Genomic DNA, 16620 nt, shown 5'->3' with positions numbered 1-16620 from the left:
ACAGTGCCTCCCCGGCCGCGCTCCGCCCGGCGAAGCTGTGACGGATGTCCTCGCTACGCTGCGGATCCATCACAGCACCACCACCGACCGCAGCACCTCGCCGCGGTGCATCTTGGCGAACGCCTCCTCGACCTGGTCGAGCCGGATCGTCTCGGTGACGAACGCGTCGAGGTCGAAACGGCCCTGCAGGAACAGGTCGACGAGCATCGGGAAGTCGCGGCTCGGCAGGCAGTCGCCGTACCAGGACGACTTCAGCGAGCCGCCCCGGCCGAACACGTCGAGCAGCGGCAGCTCCAGCGTCATCTCCGGCGTCGGCACCCCCACCAGCACGACCGTGCCCGCCAGGTCGCGGGCGTAGAAGGCCTGCCGGTAGGTCTCGGGCCGGCCGACGGCCTCGATGACCACGTCGGCCCCGAACCCGCCGGTGAGGTCGCGGATCGCCTCGACCGGGTCGCTCTCACGGGAGTTGACCGTGTCGGTGGCACCGAAGCCGCGCGCCCACTCCAGCTTGCGGTCGTCCACGTCCACCGCGATGATCCTGGAGGCGCCCGCCAGCCTCGCCCCGGCGATGGCCGCGTTGCCGACGCCGCCGCAGCCGATGACCGCGACCGAGTCGCCGCGGCCGACGGCGCCGGTGTTCACGGCCGCGCCGAGCCCGGCCATCACGCCGCAGCCGAGCAGCCCCGCGGCGGCCGGGCTGGCGGCCGGGTCCACCTTGGTGCACTGGCCGGCCGCCACCAGCGTCTTCTCGGCGAACGCGCCGATGCCCAGCGCCGGGCTGAGCGGCGTGCCGTCCGCCAGGGTCATCTTCTGGGTGGCGTTGTGGGTGGCGAAACAGTACTGCGGGCGGCCCCGCAGGCAGGCGCGGCAGGACCCGCACACCGCCCGCCAGTTGAGGACGACGAAGTCGCCCGGCGCGACGCCGGTGACGTCCGGACCGACGGCCTCGACCACTCCGGCGGCCTCGTGGCCGAGCAGGAACGGGAAGTCGTCGTTGATGCCGCCCTCGCGGTAGTGCAGGTCGGTGTGGCAGACGCCGCACGCCTGCACCTTGACCAGGGCCTCGCCCGGCCCGGGGTCCGGCACCAGGACGGTCTCCAGTCCGACCGGCTTGCCCTTGCCCGTGGCGACGACGCCGCGTACTTCATGAGCCATACGATTCACTCCTGTCTCAGCCGGTGTGGACCGGCGCGGTCTCCATGTGGCGGCGCCAGCGGGTGAACAGCCGGACCTGGTTCACACCCAGCACCGCGACGGGCCGCTCACCCTGCCGGAAGACGGCCAGGAAGCTGTGGGTCGCGGGGTCGCCCTCCTCCACGGTCACCGTGTCGGCCTCACCCGGGTGCCCGATGAACTGGATCTTCACGTCGTACTGGTCGGACCAGAAGTACGGCGGGCGCGCCGGCTCCGGGCGGGCGGTGCCGCCGGACAGCAGCGTCGCCGCGGCCACCGTGGCCCGCTGGCGGGCGCCGGTCCAGTGTTCGATCCGGTGGTGGCGGCCGAGCGCCGGGTCGTACCAGGCGGCGCAGTCGCCGACGGCGACGATCCCGGGGACGCCGGTGCCGCCGCCCTCGTCGCACAGCACGCCGCCGCCCACGTCGCGACCCAGCTCGACTCCGCTGCCGGCCAGCCAGCCGGTGCAGGGGGTCGCCCCGATGCCGGCGACGACGACGTCCGCGGGCAGGTGGGTGCCGTCCGCCAGCCGTACGCCGTCGGCCCGGCCGGTGCCGGTCACCTCGGTCACGTACGCGCCGGTGATCAGCCGGACGCCGCGCCGCTCGTGCAGACCCGCCAGGACGCCGGCCATCGCGGGGCCGATGACGCCCGCCAGCGGCGCCGGCCCCGACTCGACGAGCGTGACGTCGAGGCCCAGCTCTCGGGCGGTGGCGGCGACCTCGGCGCCGATGAAGCCGCCGCCGATGACGACGACCCTGCGCGCGGCGCGCAGGTCGGCGCGCAGCGCGCGGGCGTCGTCGAGGGTGCGCAGGGAGTGGACGCCGGCCAGCCCGCCGGTGCCGGGCAGCCTGCGGGCGGCGGCGCCGGTGGCGATCACGATGCCGTCGGCCGTCAGCGTCCCGCCGTCGCTCAGCGTGATCCGGCGGGCGGGCGCGTCGAGCCCGGTGGCGGCGACGCCGAGGCGCCACTCGATGCCCGGTTCCCCGCCCTCGCCCTCCAGCGCCAGGTCGGCCTCGCCGATCGCGCCCTTGAGGAAGTCCTTGGACAGGGGCGGCCGGTCGTAGGGCCGGTGCGGTTCCTCGCCGACGACGACGATGCGCCCCTCGTGGCCCTGGCCGCGCAGGGCGCGCGCGGTGAGCAGGCCGGCCAGGGAGGCGCCGACCACGCAGACAGTGTTCACGGCCGTCCCTTCAGGGTGAGGCCGGGAGGCAGGTTGGGCGGGGCGTCCGACGGGACGACGTAGACCACGTCGTCCTCGACGACGACCCGGTGCGTGCGGACGGGCCGCTTGGCGGGCGGCGCGTCCACCTCCCCGGTGCGCAGGTCGAACCGGGAGGCGTGCAGCGGGCACTCGATCTCGCAGCCCTCCAGCCATCCGTCGGCCAGGGAGGCGTCCTGGTGGGTGCAGGTGTCGTCGATGGCGTAGATCTCGCCGTCGTCGGTGTGGAAGACGGCGATGGGCGGATCGACGTCGAGACGGAGGGCCTCGCCTCGCGGCAGTGACACGAGAGGGCACGCTGGGATCATCGTCACACCCCGGTTTCACAAAGAGCAACGTCTAGCGCTATACGCAACAGAGTGGGGGCGTGGGGTGCGGATGTCAAGACTGGTTTGGGGCGACTTGGGGCGGGATATCTGATTACTCGCTGCAGGCTATTCGCCGCAGGCCGGCCAGGGAACCGCGCTCGCCCACCGCAGACCCCCGGCCGCGAACCCGCGCCCGAAGGCCGGACGCCCCCCGGCCGCGAACCCACGCCCGCACACCACAGACCTCCGGCCCGCGAACCCGCGCCCGAAGGCCGGACGCCCCCGCCGGCGAAACCGCCCACACGCCGAAAGGCCGGCCCCGTCGAGGGACCGGCCCGTCTTCGAGCGCCGGGTGACCGCTCAGGCGGCGCGGTGGGCCTGCGTGCCGCGCTCGGAACCCGTGGCACGCTCGGTGCCCGAGGCGCGCTTGGACTCCGAGGCGCGCTTGGACTCCGAGGCGCGCTTGGACTCCGGGGCACGCCTGGCGTCCTCCTGCCGGGTCACCATGCACTCGACCGTGGTGATCTTGCCGCCGATCACCACGCTCAGCCTGTAGCGGCCCGGCTTGGTGGTGCGGGGCAGGGTGAGGGTCTTGGTGGCGCTGCCGTTGACCAGGCGCAGCCGGTACGCCTTGCCCTGCGGGGTCTTCAGGGTCGCGACGCCGGACTTCCCTGAGCCACGGGAGGTGACCTTGACCTGGTACTTCTGCCCGGCCACCACCTGGCCCGCCACGTCACCGAGCCCCACGGCGCTCACCGTGACCGTGGCGCCGGAGACGTGGTCACCCACCGCCTGGGCGTACCTGGCGGGGTTCGGCGCGGCCGGACGGGAGCCGTCGGTCCCCGTGGCGGCGAGCGAGACGCCCGAGAACGGGACGGCGAGCATCGTGGCGCCGAGCAGACCAACGGCGAGCGGCTTGACGAAACGCATGGCGATCTCCGGTCCTCGGCGAGCCCGCGGAGGTGTTTCCGCTGGTGAAGCCCGCCGTTGACGGAAAAGCTACGGATCTCGTCTGGGTCCCGGCTGAGGGCCGCGTGCCTTTCGGTTGAGAGTTTCGTGAGGATCGCGTGAGAGACCGGACGGTCAGACGACGAGCGGTACGGGGTGGATCTCGTCGGCCGGGTGGCCGGACCGCTGATGGATCCGCTGGACCGCCTCGGCGTTCGGCGCCTCCGACAGGCAGTAGACGACGCCGTCCTCCGGATCGGCCCAGGCCTGCTCGAAGGTCACGCCCTCCTCCGCCTGGATCGCGAGATCGGCGTCGTGCGCCTCGTGGAGTTGCTCGGCGGTGATGCCCACCATGCCTCGGTGGACGTCCATGAACTTGGTCATGGCTACCTCCTTAGAGAGCGGCTGCCGGATCCTCCCAGACTAAGAAGACCAACCACCCTTCGAACCCCGAATGTGGATAAGTCTTCTCTAGCTCTAGGTATGCCGTGAGATGCAGGGGTATTTCCCCACCAGTTACCACGAGTCACTACCATCACCTGAGTGTCCCCTGAGCAATCCGGCCCGGCCGCCGTCTTCGTCGACCACAGCGGCCGTCGCCGACGGCTGATCATGGCCGGTTCGATCGCGTCGAGCGTGCTGGCCCTGGCGCTGCTCGCCGTCCTCGTCGGCGGTGTCTTCTCGGACCCCACCCTCTCGGTGAACGGATGGCCCGGCGACCGGCCCGGCGCGGTGGGTGGCACCGCCTCGCCCAAGCGCTCGCCGACGCCCGTCGCGACCCCGTCCAGGCGGCCCACCACCACCCCGGTCACCCGGCAACCTGTGAGCCGTACACCCACTCCGGCGAAGTCGGCCACCCCGTCGCTGGAGCCCCGGCCCGCGCAGTCACCGACGGTACGGCCGTCCCCCGGGCGGAGCACCGCGCCCGAGGCCGAACCCACGGCCGAACCCACCGACTCGGCGGAGCCCACCGCCGAGCCCACGGAGCCTCCCGGCAGAGTCAGGACGCCTCCCGGTCAGGACCCCGACCGGACGAAGGGGCCGAAGAAGTGAACGGCCACGCCGGCGACGGAGGACGAGCCCGGCCTCCCGCGCCGGTGCCCGCCTGGCAGGACCCCAGCCCGCCGCCCGCCCCGCCGCCCGTCTCGCCGCCCGCCCCCGGGGTCGTCGCGAAGGCGGCCGACCCCCGAGGCCACTGGTTCATGCTCGCCGTCGCGATGCTGCTGGTCGCCGCGGCACTCGTGCTGAACGGCTACGTGACCAACGTCGTCGGGGAGACCCACGCCCAGGCGGTCCCCACGGCCGATCGTCCCACTCCCGAGGTGGCGAAGGCGCGGCGGGACGGTCCTGTGCTCAACCTGACGGGTGGCGAGCCCTCCAGCGCACGACCTGCCGCCAGGACGATCGCCCTGACGTTCGACGACGGCCCCGATCCGGCCTGGACCCCCCAGGTGCTGGACGCGCTCAAGAAGCACGGCGCCAAGGCGACTTTCTTCACCGTCGGCTCCAAGGTCGCCAAGCACCCGGAGCTGGCGCGGCGGATCGTCGCCGAGGGGCACGAGCTGGGCAACCACACCTACGCGCACGCCGACCTGGCCTCGGTGCCCGGCTGGCGGCTCCGGCTCGAACTGTCGCTGACGCAGAAGGCGCTGGCCGGAGCGACGGGGCTGCACACGACGCTGGCCCGGCCTCCGTACTCCGCCACGCCCGAGGCCCTCACCGTCCCGCAGTGGGAGAGCCTCAAGGCTCTGGGCGCCGAGGGCTACCTCGTGGTGCTGACCGACCTCGACACCAAGGACTGGGGACGTCCCGGCACCGGGAAGATCGTGACGTCGTCGCGGCCGGCCAGGGGTCGTGGCGCGATCGTCATGATGCACGACTCGGGTGGCGACCGGCGCCAGACCGTGGAGGCGGTCGGCCTCGTGCTGGAGGACGCGGCCCGCAGGGGCTACCAGGCGGTCACGGTGTCGCGGGCGCTCGGCATGCCCTCGGCCCACAGCCGGGCCGACGGCGTGGACCGGTTCGCCGGGTCCGCGCTCAACTTCGCCCAGCGCGCCGCCGAGACGGTCACCGGGGGCCTGTCCTGGGTGCTGTTCGCCGCGGGGGCGCTCACCCTGGCCCGGCTCGTGTTCTTCGCCGTGCTCGCATGGGTGCACGCCCGCCGCACGCGGGGCGGCAGGCGGCGCAAGGGCCGCGCGCCCACCTGGCCGGCACCGCCGCCCGTCACGGTCATCGTCCCCGCCTACAACGAGGAGGCCGGGATCCAGGCGACCGTCCTCTCCCTGGTGGAGACCACCTACCAGGGGGACCTGGAGATCCTGGTCGTCGACGACGGCTCCACCGACCGCACCGCCGAACTGGCCGCTGAGCTGGGCCATCCCCGCGTTCGGGTGATCCGCCGCCCCAACGGCGGCAAGCCCGCCGCGCTCAACACCGGCCTCATGCAGGCCAGGCACGAGCTGGTCGTCATGGTGGACGGCGACACCGTCTTCGAACCCGCCACCATCGGCAACCTGGTGCGCCAGCTCGCCGACCCGGCGGTCGGCGCGGTGAGCGGCAACACCAAGGTCGGCAACCGGCGCGGCATGATCGGGCGCTGGCAGCACATCGAGTACGTCATCGGGTTCAACCTCGACCGGCGCGCCTTCGAGCTGCTCGACTGCATGGCGACCGTGCCCGGCGCGATCGGGGCGTTCCGGCGGTCGGCGCTGCTCGCGCTGGGCGGGGTCAGCACCGACACCCTGGCCGAGGACACCGACCTGACGATGGCGTTGTGCCGGGCCGGATGGCGGGTGGTCTACGAGGAGAAGGCACTCGCCTGGACGGAGGCGCCGACCTCGCTCGGCCAGCTGTGGAAGCAACGCTACCGCTGGTGCTACGGCACCCTCCAGGCGATGTGGAAGCACCGGCGCGCCGTGCTCGAACGCGGTCCGTTCGGTCGCCGCTGCCTCGGTTACCTCACGCTGTTCCAGGTGCTGCTGCCCCTGCTGGCACCCGTCGTGGACCTGATGGCGCTCTACAGCACGGCCGTGGGCGACCCGCTGCCGGTCGTGGCCGTCTGGGCGGGGTTCGTCATGGTCCAGGCGCTGACCGGCTGGTACGCGCTCCGCCTGGACGGCGAGCGGGCATCCGCGCTGTGGGTGCTGCCGTTGCAGCAGTTCGTCTACCGCCAGCTCATGTACCTGGTGGTGATCCAGTCGCTGGCCACGGCGGTGCTGGGCGTTCGGCTGCGCTGGCACACCGTCCGCCGCGAGGGCACGTTCGGCGGACCCGCCCGGCTGACGAGCCCGCTCGCTGACTGAGTTCTCCTGACATCAGCCCTGATTCATGTCACTCTGGCGACATGTCTGACATCAGGGAGTGACGCATGTGCGATGATCCACTGCTTCCCGAGCCCGTGGCCCGCGCCGTCGCCGAGTACCGAGACCTGCGTGACAGGCACGGGCCCACCTGGGGTGAGGCGCCGTTGAGCTACGTCGTCCAGGCCCGCGGGACCGTCTTCCTCGACCGCCGCTACGACTACTGGAACACCGGCCTGCGGCAGCTCGCCGAGCGCCACCCCGGCGCGTCACCGGCCGAGCTGGACGACCGCATGGGGGAGGTGGACGTCGACCGGCTGATCCGCGACGGGCTGGGCGGCGACGTGCTCGACCACCTGCCGGCGCTGCGGCTCACCCCCGAGGGCGTGACGCTGGAGGCACGCACCCAGGTCGTGCTCGGCGACGCGCCGTTCCGTACGGCGTTGCTGCTCGACTCCAGCCGCGCCGGTCCGGTCACGGTGGTCGTGGACGGCACCCCGCACGAGGTGGAGCCGCGCGGCGCCAAGGTGGTCGAGGTGGCGCGGGAGGTCCTGGTCGGCGGGCGGCCGGTGGACCTGACGCCGCTGGCCAGGCGGGCGCCGGCGGCCGCGCTCCGGCTGCGCGCCGGGTTCCCGTGCCGGTGGAGCGTGACCGGCGCCGACGGGCAGAGCTGGTATCCCCAGGGAGCACCGCACAAGGTGGACGGGCACCTGCGGCCGTACTTCCACGGTGACGACGTCGTCGTCGAGGTGCCCGCCGAGCCGCTCACCGTGACCGTCGCCCGCGGTATGGAGTACACCGAGTCCGACCTCGCGCTCACCCCGGTCGCGGGCGAGGAGAGGCTGGTCGAGCTGACGCCGGAGCGCCTGTACGACGCGGCGGCGCACGGCTGGTACGGCGGCGACCTGCACGTCCACCTCAACTGGATGGGCGAGGAACCCGCCGCTCCCCCGCTGGCCGCCGCCGCCCAGCACGGGGAGGACCTGCACGTGCTCGGCCTGGTGGCGGGCAACGTGGCGACCGAGCGGGTCTACGACCTGGAGGCGCTCGCCCACTGGGTGGGCCGCGACCTGCCCTGGTCCGACAGCGAGCACGTGGCCAGGATCGGGGTCGAGTACCGCAACGACCTGGTCGGGCACGTCTCCGCGTTCGGGCTGCGCGGCCTGCCGCAGCGCTACCACTCCGGTTTCGCCGGCGACGCCGACTGGCCGCCGAACGCGGCCGCGCTGGAGGAGTTGCGCGCCCTGGGCGCGATGACCGGCTACGGCCACCCGTTCCACCGGCCGATCGCCGACGACGACCCGCCCGAGGCCGTACTCAGCCGTGGCCGCAACTGCTCGGCACGGGAGATCGTCGCCGACGCGGCGCTCGGCCTGATCGACACGCTCGACGTGCTGAACCACTCGTCGATCCTGGGGACCGCCGCCGTCTACCGCCACCTGATCGGGGCCGGCAACCGGCTCGCCGTCACGGCCGGCACCGACGCCGTCCTGTCCTTCTGCCGGCGCGGCACCGCTTCCGGGCCGCCCGGCTGGGCCCGGGTGTACGCGCACGTGGGCGGGCCGCTCACCGCCGAGTCGTACATGGAGGCGGTCCTGCTCGGCCGCACGTTCGCGACCACCGGGCCGTGGCTGCAGCTCACCGTGAACGGCCACGAGCCCGGCGACACCCTCGACCTGGCGCCCGGTGACCGGGTGGAGGTCGAGGTGCGCTCGGTCGGGCCCGAGGTGGAGCGGCTGGAGATCCGCACCGCCGACGGCGTCCTGGCCGAGGGCCCGCGGGGACGGCTCACGGCGACGCTCGCGGCGGGCGAGCCGACGTACGTGGTGGCCGTCGCCGCGGGCGGCGCGCACCCGCGCAGCCAGCACCGCGGCGGCGCGTACGCGCACACCAGCCCGGTCTTCCTGGACGTGGCGGGCGAGCACGTGGCGAGGGAGGCGGACGTGCGCTGGTGCCTGGGCTGGCTGGACCGGCTGGAGGAGCTGGTCGGGGAGTTCGGGCGATTCGACGGCAAGGAGCAGCACGCCGACCACCTGGCCCTGTACGAGCGGGCCAGGCAGGTGTACCGGTCACGCCTCCCGGTGCCAGACTGAGAGGGACAAAGGGGTCGACATGACGGGGGGACGTCATGATCGAAGTCAAGAGCATCGACAAGCCCGACGAGCGCCGAGACTTCCCCATGGGGCATCTCGACGTGTGCAACCTGACGGGCCTGACCTTCGGCACGGCCACGTTCGAGCCCGGGTGGCGGTGGTCGGAGTCCGTGAAACCGATCGTCGGCACGGAGTCGTGCGAGGTCCACCACAACGGGTTCGTGGTCAAGGGCCGGCTCTGCATCCGGATGAACGACGGCAGCGAGGCGGAGATCGGCCCGGGTGAGGTCTTCGTCGCCCCGCCGGGACACGACGCGTGGGTCGTCGGTGACGAGTCGTGCGTGGTGTTCGACTTCGCGGGTGGAGCCGCGGAGTACGCGAAGGCCTAGCCGTTCCGGGGAGGCGGCGGTGCGCGGATCGCGCGCCGCCGCCTCGTCACGTCACGACCGGCATCCCAGCTTGCCGCTCGGCTAGTAAACAAACGTATACTCTTGGGGTCGCCGAGATCCCAGGAGGTGTGGCGCCCCATGACCCAGGCACGGCAGTACTCTCACCGCGAGATCCTCGAGGTGATGTCCGGGCTCATGCTCGCCATGCTCACCTCGATGATCTCCACCTCGGTGGTGAGCACCGCCCTGCCGACGATCGTGGGCGAGCTGGGCGGCCAGGACCACTACTCGTGGGTGGCCTCGGCGACCATGCTGACGATGACGGTGTCCACCCCGCTGTGGGGCAAGCTGTCCGACCTGTTCGGCCGCAAGCTCATGTTCCAGACCGCTCTCGGCCTGTTCGTGGCAGCCTCCCTCGTGGCCGGCCTGTCGCAGGACATGGGCCAGCTCATCGCGGCGCGGGCCGTGCAGGGCATCGGGGCGGGCGGCCTGTCGGCCCTGGCCCAGGTGATCCTCGGCGACATCGTCGCGCCGCGCGAACGGGGCCGCTACTCCGGCTACATGGGCGCCGTCTTCGGCATCTCCACCGTCGCGGGGCCGCTGCTCGGCGGGTTCCTGGTGGAGGCCGACCGGCTCGGCTGGCGATGGTGCTTCTACGTGGTCGTCCCGTTCGCCGCCATCGCCTTCGTCGTCATCCAGCGGGTGCTGAAGCTGCCGAAGGTCACACGCGACACCTCGATCGACATCTGGGGCGCCACGACCATGACGGCCTCGGCCACGTCCCTGATGCTGCTGCTGACGCTGGGCGGGCAGGAGTTCGCCTGGAACTCCGGCTGGACGTACGCGCTCGGCGCGACCAGCGTCGTCATGCTCGGCCTCGCGGTGCTCGCCGAACGCGCCGCGACCGCCCCGATCCTGCCGCCCCGGCTGTTCCGCAACCGCACGTTCCTGCTCACCAGCCTCGCCTCGCTGTTCGTCGGCATGGCGATGTTCGGCTCGATGATCTATCTTCCGCAGTACCTGCAGATCGTCAAGGGCCTGAGCCCGGCCAACTCCGGTCTGATGACGCTGCCCATGGTGCTCGCCCTGTTCGTCGCCGGCGTCGTCTCCGGCCGGATCGTCAGCCGTACCGGCAGGTGGAAGATCTTCCCCGCGGCCGGGCTGCTCCTCGTAGCCGCGGGCCAGTGGCTGCTGTCCCGGCTGCACGTGGACTCCGGGCTGTGGCTGATCGGCCTGGACGTGGGCGTCCTCGGCCTCGGACTCGGGCTGACCATGCAGACGCTCGTCCTGGCGGCGCAGAACGGCTCCGAGACGCGCGACATGGCCGTCACCACCTCGGGCGTGACGTTCTTCCGCTCGCTCGGCGGCGCCGTCGGCGTGGCGGCGTTCGGCGCGATCCTGGTCAACCGGCTGGAGGCCGAGATGGCGGCCGGCCTGCGCACCGCGCACATCTCGCTCCCCGGCGGCGGCACACCCGAGCTGGGCAGCCCCAGCGCCATCCAGGCCCTGCCGGAGCCGGTCAGGAGCATCGTCCTGGAGTCGTTCACCCGCGGCCTGGAGACGGTCTTCCTCGTCGGCGTGCCCATCGCGCTGCTGGGCTTCGTGGCCGTCGTCCTCCTGAAGGAGCTGACGCTGCGCGGCGCCACCGCCTCCGTCGCGCCGCCCACCGCCGCCACCGCCCCTCGTACTCCCTGACCTGGCACGACGTCGCATATGGTGGGCAGATGATGTGTGCCGCCACCATGAGGAGCGCCACCACGATGGCGTTCGTGACGCTCACCTCCCTCGCGTGCGCCGCCCAACCCCCGGCCGCCTCCTCCACCGCGCCGTCGTCGGCGTCCCGCCCCGCCGCGACCACGGCGGCCGCCGAGCCCCCGAGCCCGACCCCGACCTCGACCTCGACCTCGTCCTCGACCTCGGAGGCAACCCCCACGACGACCGCGCCGCCGGCCTTCACGGCGAAGGTCACCAGGATCGCCCGCGACCGCCTGCCCTACTCCTGGCGTCCCGGCTGCCCCGTCCACCACCAGGACCTGCGCCTCGTCACCATGACGTACTGGGGCTTCGACGACCGTCCGCACACCGGCGAGCTCGTCGTCCGCAAGACCGTCACCGACGACATCACCACGGCCTTCAAGAAGCTGTACGACATGCGCTACCCGATCAAGCGCATGGAGCTCGTCGACGTCTACAAGGGCGACGACTTCGACTCCATCGACGCCGACAACACCTCCGCCTTCAACTGCCGCCCGGCGACGGGTTCGAGCAACTGGTCCAACCACGCGTACGGCGAGGCCGTCGACATCAACCCCCGCGAGAACCCGTACGTCACGGCCGCAGGCAGCACCGCCCACCAGAACGCCAAGAAGTTCGCCAAGCGCCCCGTGCGCGGCAAGGGCGTCATCAACCCGGGCGACAAGGTGGTGCGCGCCTTCGCCTCGGTCGGCTGGGAATGGGGCGGCTACTGGACCGGCACCAAGGACTACCAGCACTTCAGCAAGGGCGGCGGCTGAGAGCTGGGGCGGTGTCGCGATCCAGCCTCTGACCTGCCGTTCGTCCACTCAGCAGTACTCAACGCTTCCGACCGTCTCACACCCTCGTGTGCCCTCGTTGTGCCCTGCCCTCGCAGATCTGCGTGATCTCCGATGCCCCTACGGGCCTCTTCTGCGTTTCAGGGGATGTGCAGGCGTAGGCACCTCGGAGCACTGACCTACGCGTTGCGAGGCTGGTTGACCTGCGCCGCGACCTTGTTGGCGCGCCAACCGATCAACAGGATTCCACCCACGAACAACACGGCCTGGGACGCGGCAATCATTAGCGCAAGGGCCTCAGGCAGGCCGAACGCCAGCTCGCTGGCGACGGAGACGACGAGAACCGCCGCCATAACCACGGCCAGGCATCGCAGGGGGCGCCTCAGCCAGGCGTGCGCGGCGTCCCACGCCTCGCGAGAGGCGAGTGTGTGGCGGGTTCGCAGGCCGGATAGCCGGTGTCGCGTGTCCACAGCGCCTGACTCGTCATGGAAGGGGATCAGTAGCAAGGCGAGCGCTGGCAGGGTCAGTAGCGACGTCATTAATACGGGTCCCATTCCCAAATCGTAACCTTCCGCGCATCTCGCATGAAAGATCAATGAATGGTCCGTCGATGGCAGGGAGGGCAGACCACCGGAGGCGGAACTGCGGGACGGGGACATGCCCGGCGATCGTCCGCACCGTCACACCCCCGGGCCGGATGGGCGGGTTGTCGACGACACGTGAAAACTGACCCCCGGGCGACGGGCGGGTTCTAGTACTTGTCGCAACATAACGCCTTGAACGTCAGTGGCCTTTGAACGCATGCCGAAGCTGTTGCCGCCCGTACCCTGCCCCGATTCAGCCCGGGTAGGGGGTCGGCTGAGCAACGCCCGCGCATCGGCTATCGCGTCAGGACCCGTTTGTGGTAGCTCTCGATGTCCCGGACCTCGACGGTGACCTGGGTGTTCAACTCCGTTCCGGGCCTGATGTGGTCACACAGCGTCGCAAGGGTCAGCTCTCCCAGACGGGCCTTGACCTCGGGGGCACGGCCGGGCAGGATCGCCAGATCCACATGGAGCATCGCCTCGGTGGCTTCGCCGCCACCGATGACGGCTTCGGTGATGGCGTGAAAGCGCGTCTTGAAGTCGGGTAGTGCGCCACCGATCAGCTCGGCTGCGGCCAGGTGAAGTGTCAGCGCGAATCCGCGCCGGTCGAACGCCTCGGCGAGGGATGCGGAGTACTCGACAGTGATCTGCGGCATGCCGCTCATTGTCGAGGCCGCCCGCACCGCGACCAAACCCGTCGCGTCGTGTCCTGCGCATGGTCGCGCCGGGCGGGTCAGGCCCCGCCGACGCGGTCGGCGCCGGCAGGGTCTGGGCGGGGCTTCGGCAGGTGCAGCGGCCGGCAGGTGGCGGTCAGTAGGTCGGGCAGGGCTTTCCCGGCACGGTGAGTGCCGCCCTGGCGTGGCCGATGACGATGTCGGCGCCCGCCGGCGTGCGGATGTGGATGGCGTTGACCGCGATGCCGTCGGCGGACGTCACCTGCTCGTTGATCACGACCTTGGCCACCAGCGGGATGTCGATCGTGAGGTTGGCCTTGGTGTCGGTGATCGCGACGCCGTTGACCTTGAGGTCGGTCAGGGTCACCTGTCCCGTGGAGTTCACGTGCCCGGCGTCGTCGCCCTGGGCCTTCGCCGTTGAGACGATCTCCTTGGCCGTGACGAGGCCGCCGAGCAGGCGGAGGTGCGCGGTCCTGGCCGTGGCGGCGGCGGTGCGGAGCCCGGCCGGGTCGACGCTTCCCGAGGCCTCCGTCCTGATCGCTCGCAGCGAGCCGAGACCCGGCAGCGTGGCCTTCACCAGCGCGTGCCGGTCGGCACCCGGAGTCTCGGTGCAGGTGATGTCCGACGGTTCGAGAGGTCCGACGGAGAGCAGCCGGCTGCTGACGCGCCCGCCGTGAGCGTGGGCGTCGAACGCCAGGACGGGCGGGACGAACCTCACAGCGGCGCACCCGGGCGGGTTGACTCCGGCGTATCCGGCCAGGTCGGCGGCGCAGGTGGTGTAGGTGCCGGCCCGCGCGGCCGTCACCGCCACCTTGACGGTGCAGGACGCCTGACCTGCGGGAAGTGTCCCGGTCACGCCGATCTGCCCGCTGCCGGCCGGTGCCGTCACCTGCGGCGCCGCGCAGTCGGTCGCCGGTGCGGCGGCCGCCACGGTGAGGCCGGTGGGCAGCCGCTCCGTGAAGGACCAGCCGTTCTTCACCGCCAGCTCGCTGGTGTTGGTGATGGTGAACGTCAGCGTCGCGTCCGTGCCCACCTCGACCGACGCGGGGCTGTAGGCGACGTCGAGCTGCGGCGTGACGTCCAGGATCCGCACGTTGTCGAACGCGGCGTCGTTGCCGTAACCGCTTGCCTGGAAGTTGACCAGCCGGAGCCCGACAGCGGAACCGCCGAAGAGAACCGGGCTGTTACTGGTGTAGGTGCCCACGGCGATCCCGCCCACGGTCGTGCCGGGGTTGGCGCACGGCTCGATCGGGGTCGTGAAGGTGGGCACGGCCTGCTGCCCGTCCAGCAGGTAGAAGCCCATCTTGGCGTGGTTGGCGTAGCAGTTGACCTCGGCGGCGTCGACGGAGAACGTCAGGAACCGGTTGGGAGCGCCGATGGCGACGGGTGTGACGGCCTCCAGTTGCGTCTTGTTCGGGCCGGGGTCGGCATTGGTGTACGCGGTGACGGCGTGGTTGGTCGCCGGATCGCCACCTGCCCACTTGCCCAGCGTGCCGGCCAGTTGCTTGACCGAGCTCCACCACCCGCCGCAGCCGGAACCAGCGGGCGGGTTGGCGGGGTTCTGCTGGGAGGCGACCCAGCCGTTGCAGGCGGTCAGCCATGCCGGATCGGCCTTGTAGGTCTGGTCAACAGGCGCGGGCCCCGTGTAGTCGGTGACGACGATGGGGGCGGCGCCTTGGCCGTTCTCGAAATTCTCGGTGAAGACGACTTGTGGATCCTGCGGCACTCCAGGGGCGGCGGACGCCGCCATCGCGGTCGTGCTCTGGGCGACGACCGATCCGGCCGACAGGGCGAATACGGCGACGCCGACCAGCGCATACCTGAGCGCACCGTGGACGTGACCGCCCACATGGCCATCTCTCATGGGTGCATTCCCTTCCGATGAATCGGTGAGAATACTGAAACCGGAAGGGCCGTACGCTGCGCTCATTCACGTTCGCCGGTGGGCGTCGGCCGGTCGAACGGGTAACGCGCCGACTTTTGTCAGCGGGATTGTTGACGTTTCTCTCAGGAAGATGACCATTCTTTGTGGATGCTGTCGACGGCCTTTCCTGTCTGCCGAGCTTCGCAGGGTGAGCAGGGCACGCCTCGCCGAACAGCACGGGACACCGGCCGGGCGTGTCGCCGCCCCCGGAAACGCACACGACAGCGGGCGTCGCAGGACCTGCGGCGCGTGCCGGCGTACGGATGTCCGGTCAGCCGTCCAGGCGGACGGTGACGGTGACACGACCCGCTTCGTCACGCCTGGCGACCGCGTGCCCGGCACGGTCCACGCCCTCCAGTTGCAGCGACAGCGGACCGCCCTCGCCCAGGAAGTTGCGCCACCACGTCTTGGCGTCGGGGAACTGAACGCCGATCGTGACGGTGTCGGCCGCGCGCCGGAAGGCGACGGGGGTGCTGAAGGTGCGTCCGGAGCGGCGTCCCGTGTAGGTGACGACCGTGAGGTGTCTGCTGAGCAGCCGGCCCCATCGAGGAGAGGAGCGCAACGTCAGGACACAGGAGTTGAAACGGCCGATCGCTCGCTTCGGAAGCGGCCCCCGGTAGCGCAATGGAACCTCCCATACGACGGGTCTCTTGCCGGCCAGCGTAATCCGATAAGTGGAGAGCCCCGTCCACTTGACCTAAAGTGAGAAACATGAACGCCGAGGCATCTCGCATGCCGGCCGCGGACGCGCCCGCAAAGTCGCGCGCGGACGCGCCCGTCGCATCGCGCGCGGACGCGCCCCTTGCATCGCGCGCGGACGCGCCCCTTGCATCGCGCGCGGACGCGCCCCTTGCATTGCGCGCGGACGCGCGACAGAACCGCGACCGCATGGTCGCGGTCGCCCGCGAACTGTTCGCCGACCGCGGACTCGACGTGCCGATGGCCGCGATCGCCCGGCAGGCCCGCGTGGGGGTCGCCACGCTCTACCGCCGTTTCCCCAGCAAGGAAGCGCTGGTCACCGAGGTGTTCGCCGACCAGTTCGAGGCGTGCGTGTCGGTCGTGGACGACGCGCTGGCCGATCCGGACCCGTGGCGCGGGTTCCGCACGGCCGTCGAGAGGGTGTGCTCCATGCAGGCCGCCGACCGTGGCTTCAGCGCGGCCTTCGTCGCGGCGTTCCCCGACGCACTCGACGTCGAACGGGAACGCCACCGCGCCATCGAGGGCTTCGCCGAGCTGGTGCGACGCGCCAAGGCGACCGGGGGGCTGCGCGCCGACTTCGCGCAGGACGACCTCGCCCTCCTGCTCATGGCCAACGGCGGCGTCATCACCGGACCCACCGAAACGGCCCTGGCCGCCTCCCGGCGGCTCGTCGCCTACCTGCTCAGCGCCTTCCGCGCCGAACAGGCCGAGCCCCTCCCGCCGCCCGCCCCGCTCGACCTGCGCGCCGTCGTGAGCCGCTGACCGCTCATCGGCCG

The 16620-nt window shown here is 71.6% G+C and carries 16 protein-coding genes; 7 read left to right on the top strand and 9 right to left on the bottom strand.

The window, feature by feature from the left end:
• Positions 1–69: 69 nt before the first annotated feature.
• From FHU36_RS14115 to FHU36_RS14095, 5 genes are all read right to left on the bottom strand, one after another.
• Entirely contained in the window at positions 70–1155 is a 1086-nt protein-coding gene (locus FHU36_RS14115) for an S-(hydroxymethyl)mycothiol dehydrogenase (protein WP_185084137.1), read from the bottom strand.
• Positions 1156–1171: 16 nt separating this feature from the next.
• Entirely contained in the window at positions 1172–2356 is a 1185-nt protein-coding gene (locus tag FHU36_RS14110) for an NAD(P)/FAD-dependent oxidoreductase (RefSeq protein WP_185084136.1), read from the bottom strand.
• On the bottom strand, positions 2353–2703 hold the full coding sequence (locus tag FHU36_RS14105; RefSeq protein ID WP_185084135.1) for a bifunctional 3-phenylpropionate/cinnamic acid dioxygenase ferredoxin subunit: 351 nt from the start codon (positions 2701–2703) through the stop codon (positions 2353–2355). The genes FHU36_RS14110 and FHU36_RS14105 overlap by 4 nt, the downstream gene beginning before the upstream one ends.
• A gap of 360 nt (positions 2704–3063) precedes the next feature.
• Positions 3064–3633 carry a hypothetical protein gene (locus FHU36_RS14100; RefSeq protein ID WP_185084134.1) on the bottom strand — a complete coding sequence of 190 codons (570 nt, stop codon included), beginning with the start codon at positions 3631–3633 and terminating at the stop codon, positions 3064–3066.
• A gap of 153 nt (positions 3634–3786) precedes the next feature.
• Positions 3787–4035 (bottom strand): SCO4226 family nickel-binding protein, encoded by a 249-nt coding sequence (locus FHU36_RS14095; RefSeq protein ID WP_185084133.1) that lies wholly within the window; start codon positions 4033–4035, stop codon positions 3787–3789.
• A 159-nt stretch (positions 4036–4194) separates the two neighbouring features.
• Between FHU36_RS14095 and FHU36_RS14090 the strand changes: the two genes are divergently transcribed.
• From FHU36_RS14090 to FHU36_RS14065, 6 genes are all read left to right on the top strand, one after another.
• A complete protein-coding gene (locus FHU36_RS14090) occupies positions 4195–4704 on the top strand; it encodes a hypothetical protein (RefSeq protein WP_185084132.1) in 510 nt (169 codons plus the stop codon).
• Positions 4701–6953, top strand: a complete 2253-nt coding sequence (locus FHU36_RS14085; protein WP_312891581.1) for a bifunctional polysaccharide deacetylase/glycosyltransferase family 2 protein — start codon at positions 4701–4703, stop codon at positions 6951–6953. The genes FHU36_RS14090 and FHU36_RS14085 overlap by 4 nt, the downstream gene beginning before the upstream one ends.
• A gap of 65 nt (positions 6954–7018) precedes the next feature.
• A complete protein-coding gene (locus tag FHU36_RS14080; RefSeq protein WP_185084131.1) occupies positions 7019–9043 on the top strand; it encodes a CehA/McbA family metallohydrolase in 2025 nt (674 codons plus the stop codon).
• A gap of 35 nt (positions 9044–9078) precedes the next feature.
• Complete coding sequence (locus tag FHU36_RS14075) at positions 9079–9432, top strand: cupin domain-containing protein (RefSeq protein WP_185084130.1); 354 nt, start codon at positions 9079–9081, stop codon at positions 9430–9432.
• Positions 9433–9570: 138 nt separating this feature from the next.
• On the top strand, positions 9571–11127 hold the full coding sequence (locus tag FHU36_RS14070) for an MDR family MFS transporter (RefSeq protein WP_185084129.1): 1557 nt from the start codon (positions 9571–9573) through the stop codon (positions 11125–11127).
• 29 nt (positions 11128–11156) lie between these two features.
• A complete protein-coding gene (locus FHU36_RS14065; protein WP_246502041.1) occupies positions 11157–11945 on the top strand; it encodes a M15 family metallopeptidase in 789 nt (262 codons plus the stop codon).
• A 197-nt stretch (positions 11946–12142) separates the two neighbouring features.
• Here FHU36_RS14065 and FHU36_RS14060 read toward each other — a convergent pair whose 3' ends face one another.
• From FHU36_RS14060 to FHU36_RS14045, 4 genes are all read right to left on the bottom strand, one after another.
• Positions 12143–12502, bottom strand: a complete 360-nt coding sequence (locus tag FHU36_RS14060; protein ID WP_185084127.1) for a hypothetical protein — start codon at positions 12500–12502, stop codon at positions 12143–12145.
• A gap of 341 nt (positions 12503–12843) precedes the next feature.
• Positions 12844–13203 carry a 5-carboxymethyl-2-hydroxymuconate Delta-isomerase gene (locus FHU36_RS14055; protein ID WP_185084126.1) on the bottom strand — a complete coding sequence of 120 codons (360 nt, stop codon included), beginning with the start codon at positions 13201–13203 and terminating at the stop codon, positions 12844–12846.
• Between the two features lie 154 nt (positions 13204–13357).
• Positions 13358–15085, bottom strand: a complete 1728-nt coding sequence (locus FHU36_RS14050) for a choice-of-anchor P domain-containing protein (protein WP_185084125.1) — start codon at positions 15083–15085, stop codon at positions 13358–13360.
• Positions 15086–15416: 331 nt separating this feature from the next.
• A complete protein-coding gene (locus FHU36_RS14045; protein ID WP_185084124.1) occupies positions 15417–15770 on the bottom strand; it encodes a hypothetical protein in 354 nt (117 codons plus the stop codon).
• Between the two features lie 263 nt (positions 15771–16033).
• Here FHU36_RS14045 and FHU36_RS14040 point away from each other — a divergent pair, with 263 nt between their 5' ends.
• Entirely contained in the window at positions 16034–16606 is a 573-nt protein-coding gene (locus FHU36_RS14040) for a TetR/AcrR family transcriptional regulator (RefSeq protein ID WP_246502040.1), read from the top strand.
• Positions 16607–16620 lie beyond the last annotated feature (14 nt).

Source organism: Nonomuraea muscovyensis (assembly GCF_014207745.1).
In the GTDB taxonomy this organism is placed as follows: domain Bacteria; phylum Actinomycetota; class Actinomycetes; order Streptosporangiales; family Streptosporangiaceae; genus Nonomuraea; species Nonomuraea muscovyensis.
This window is presented reverse-complemented; position numbering and strand designations above follow the sequence as displayed.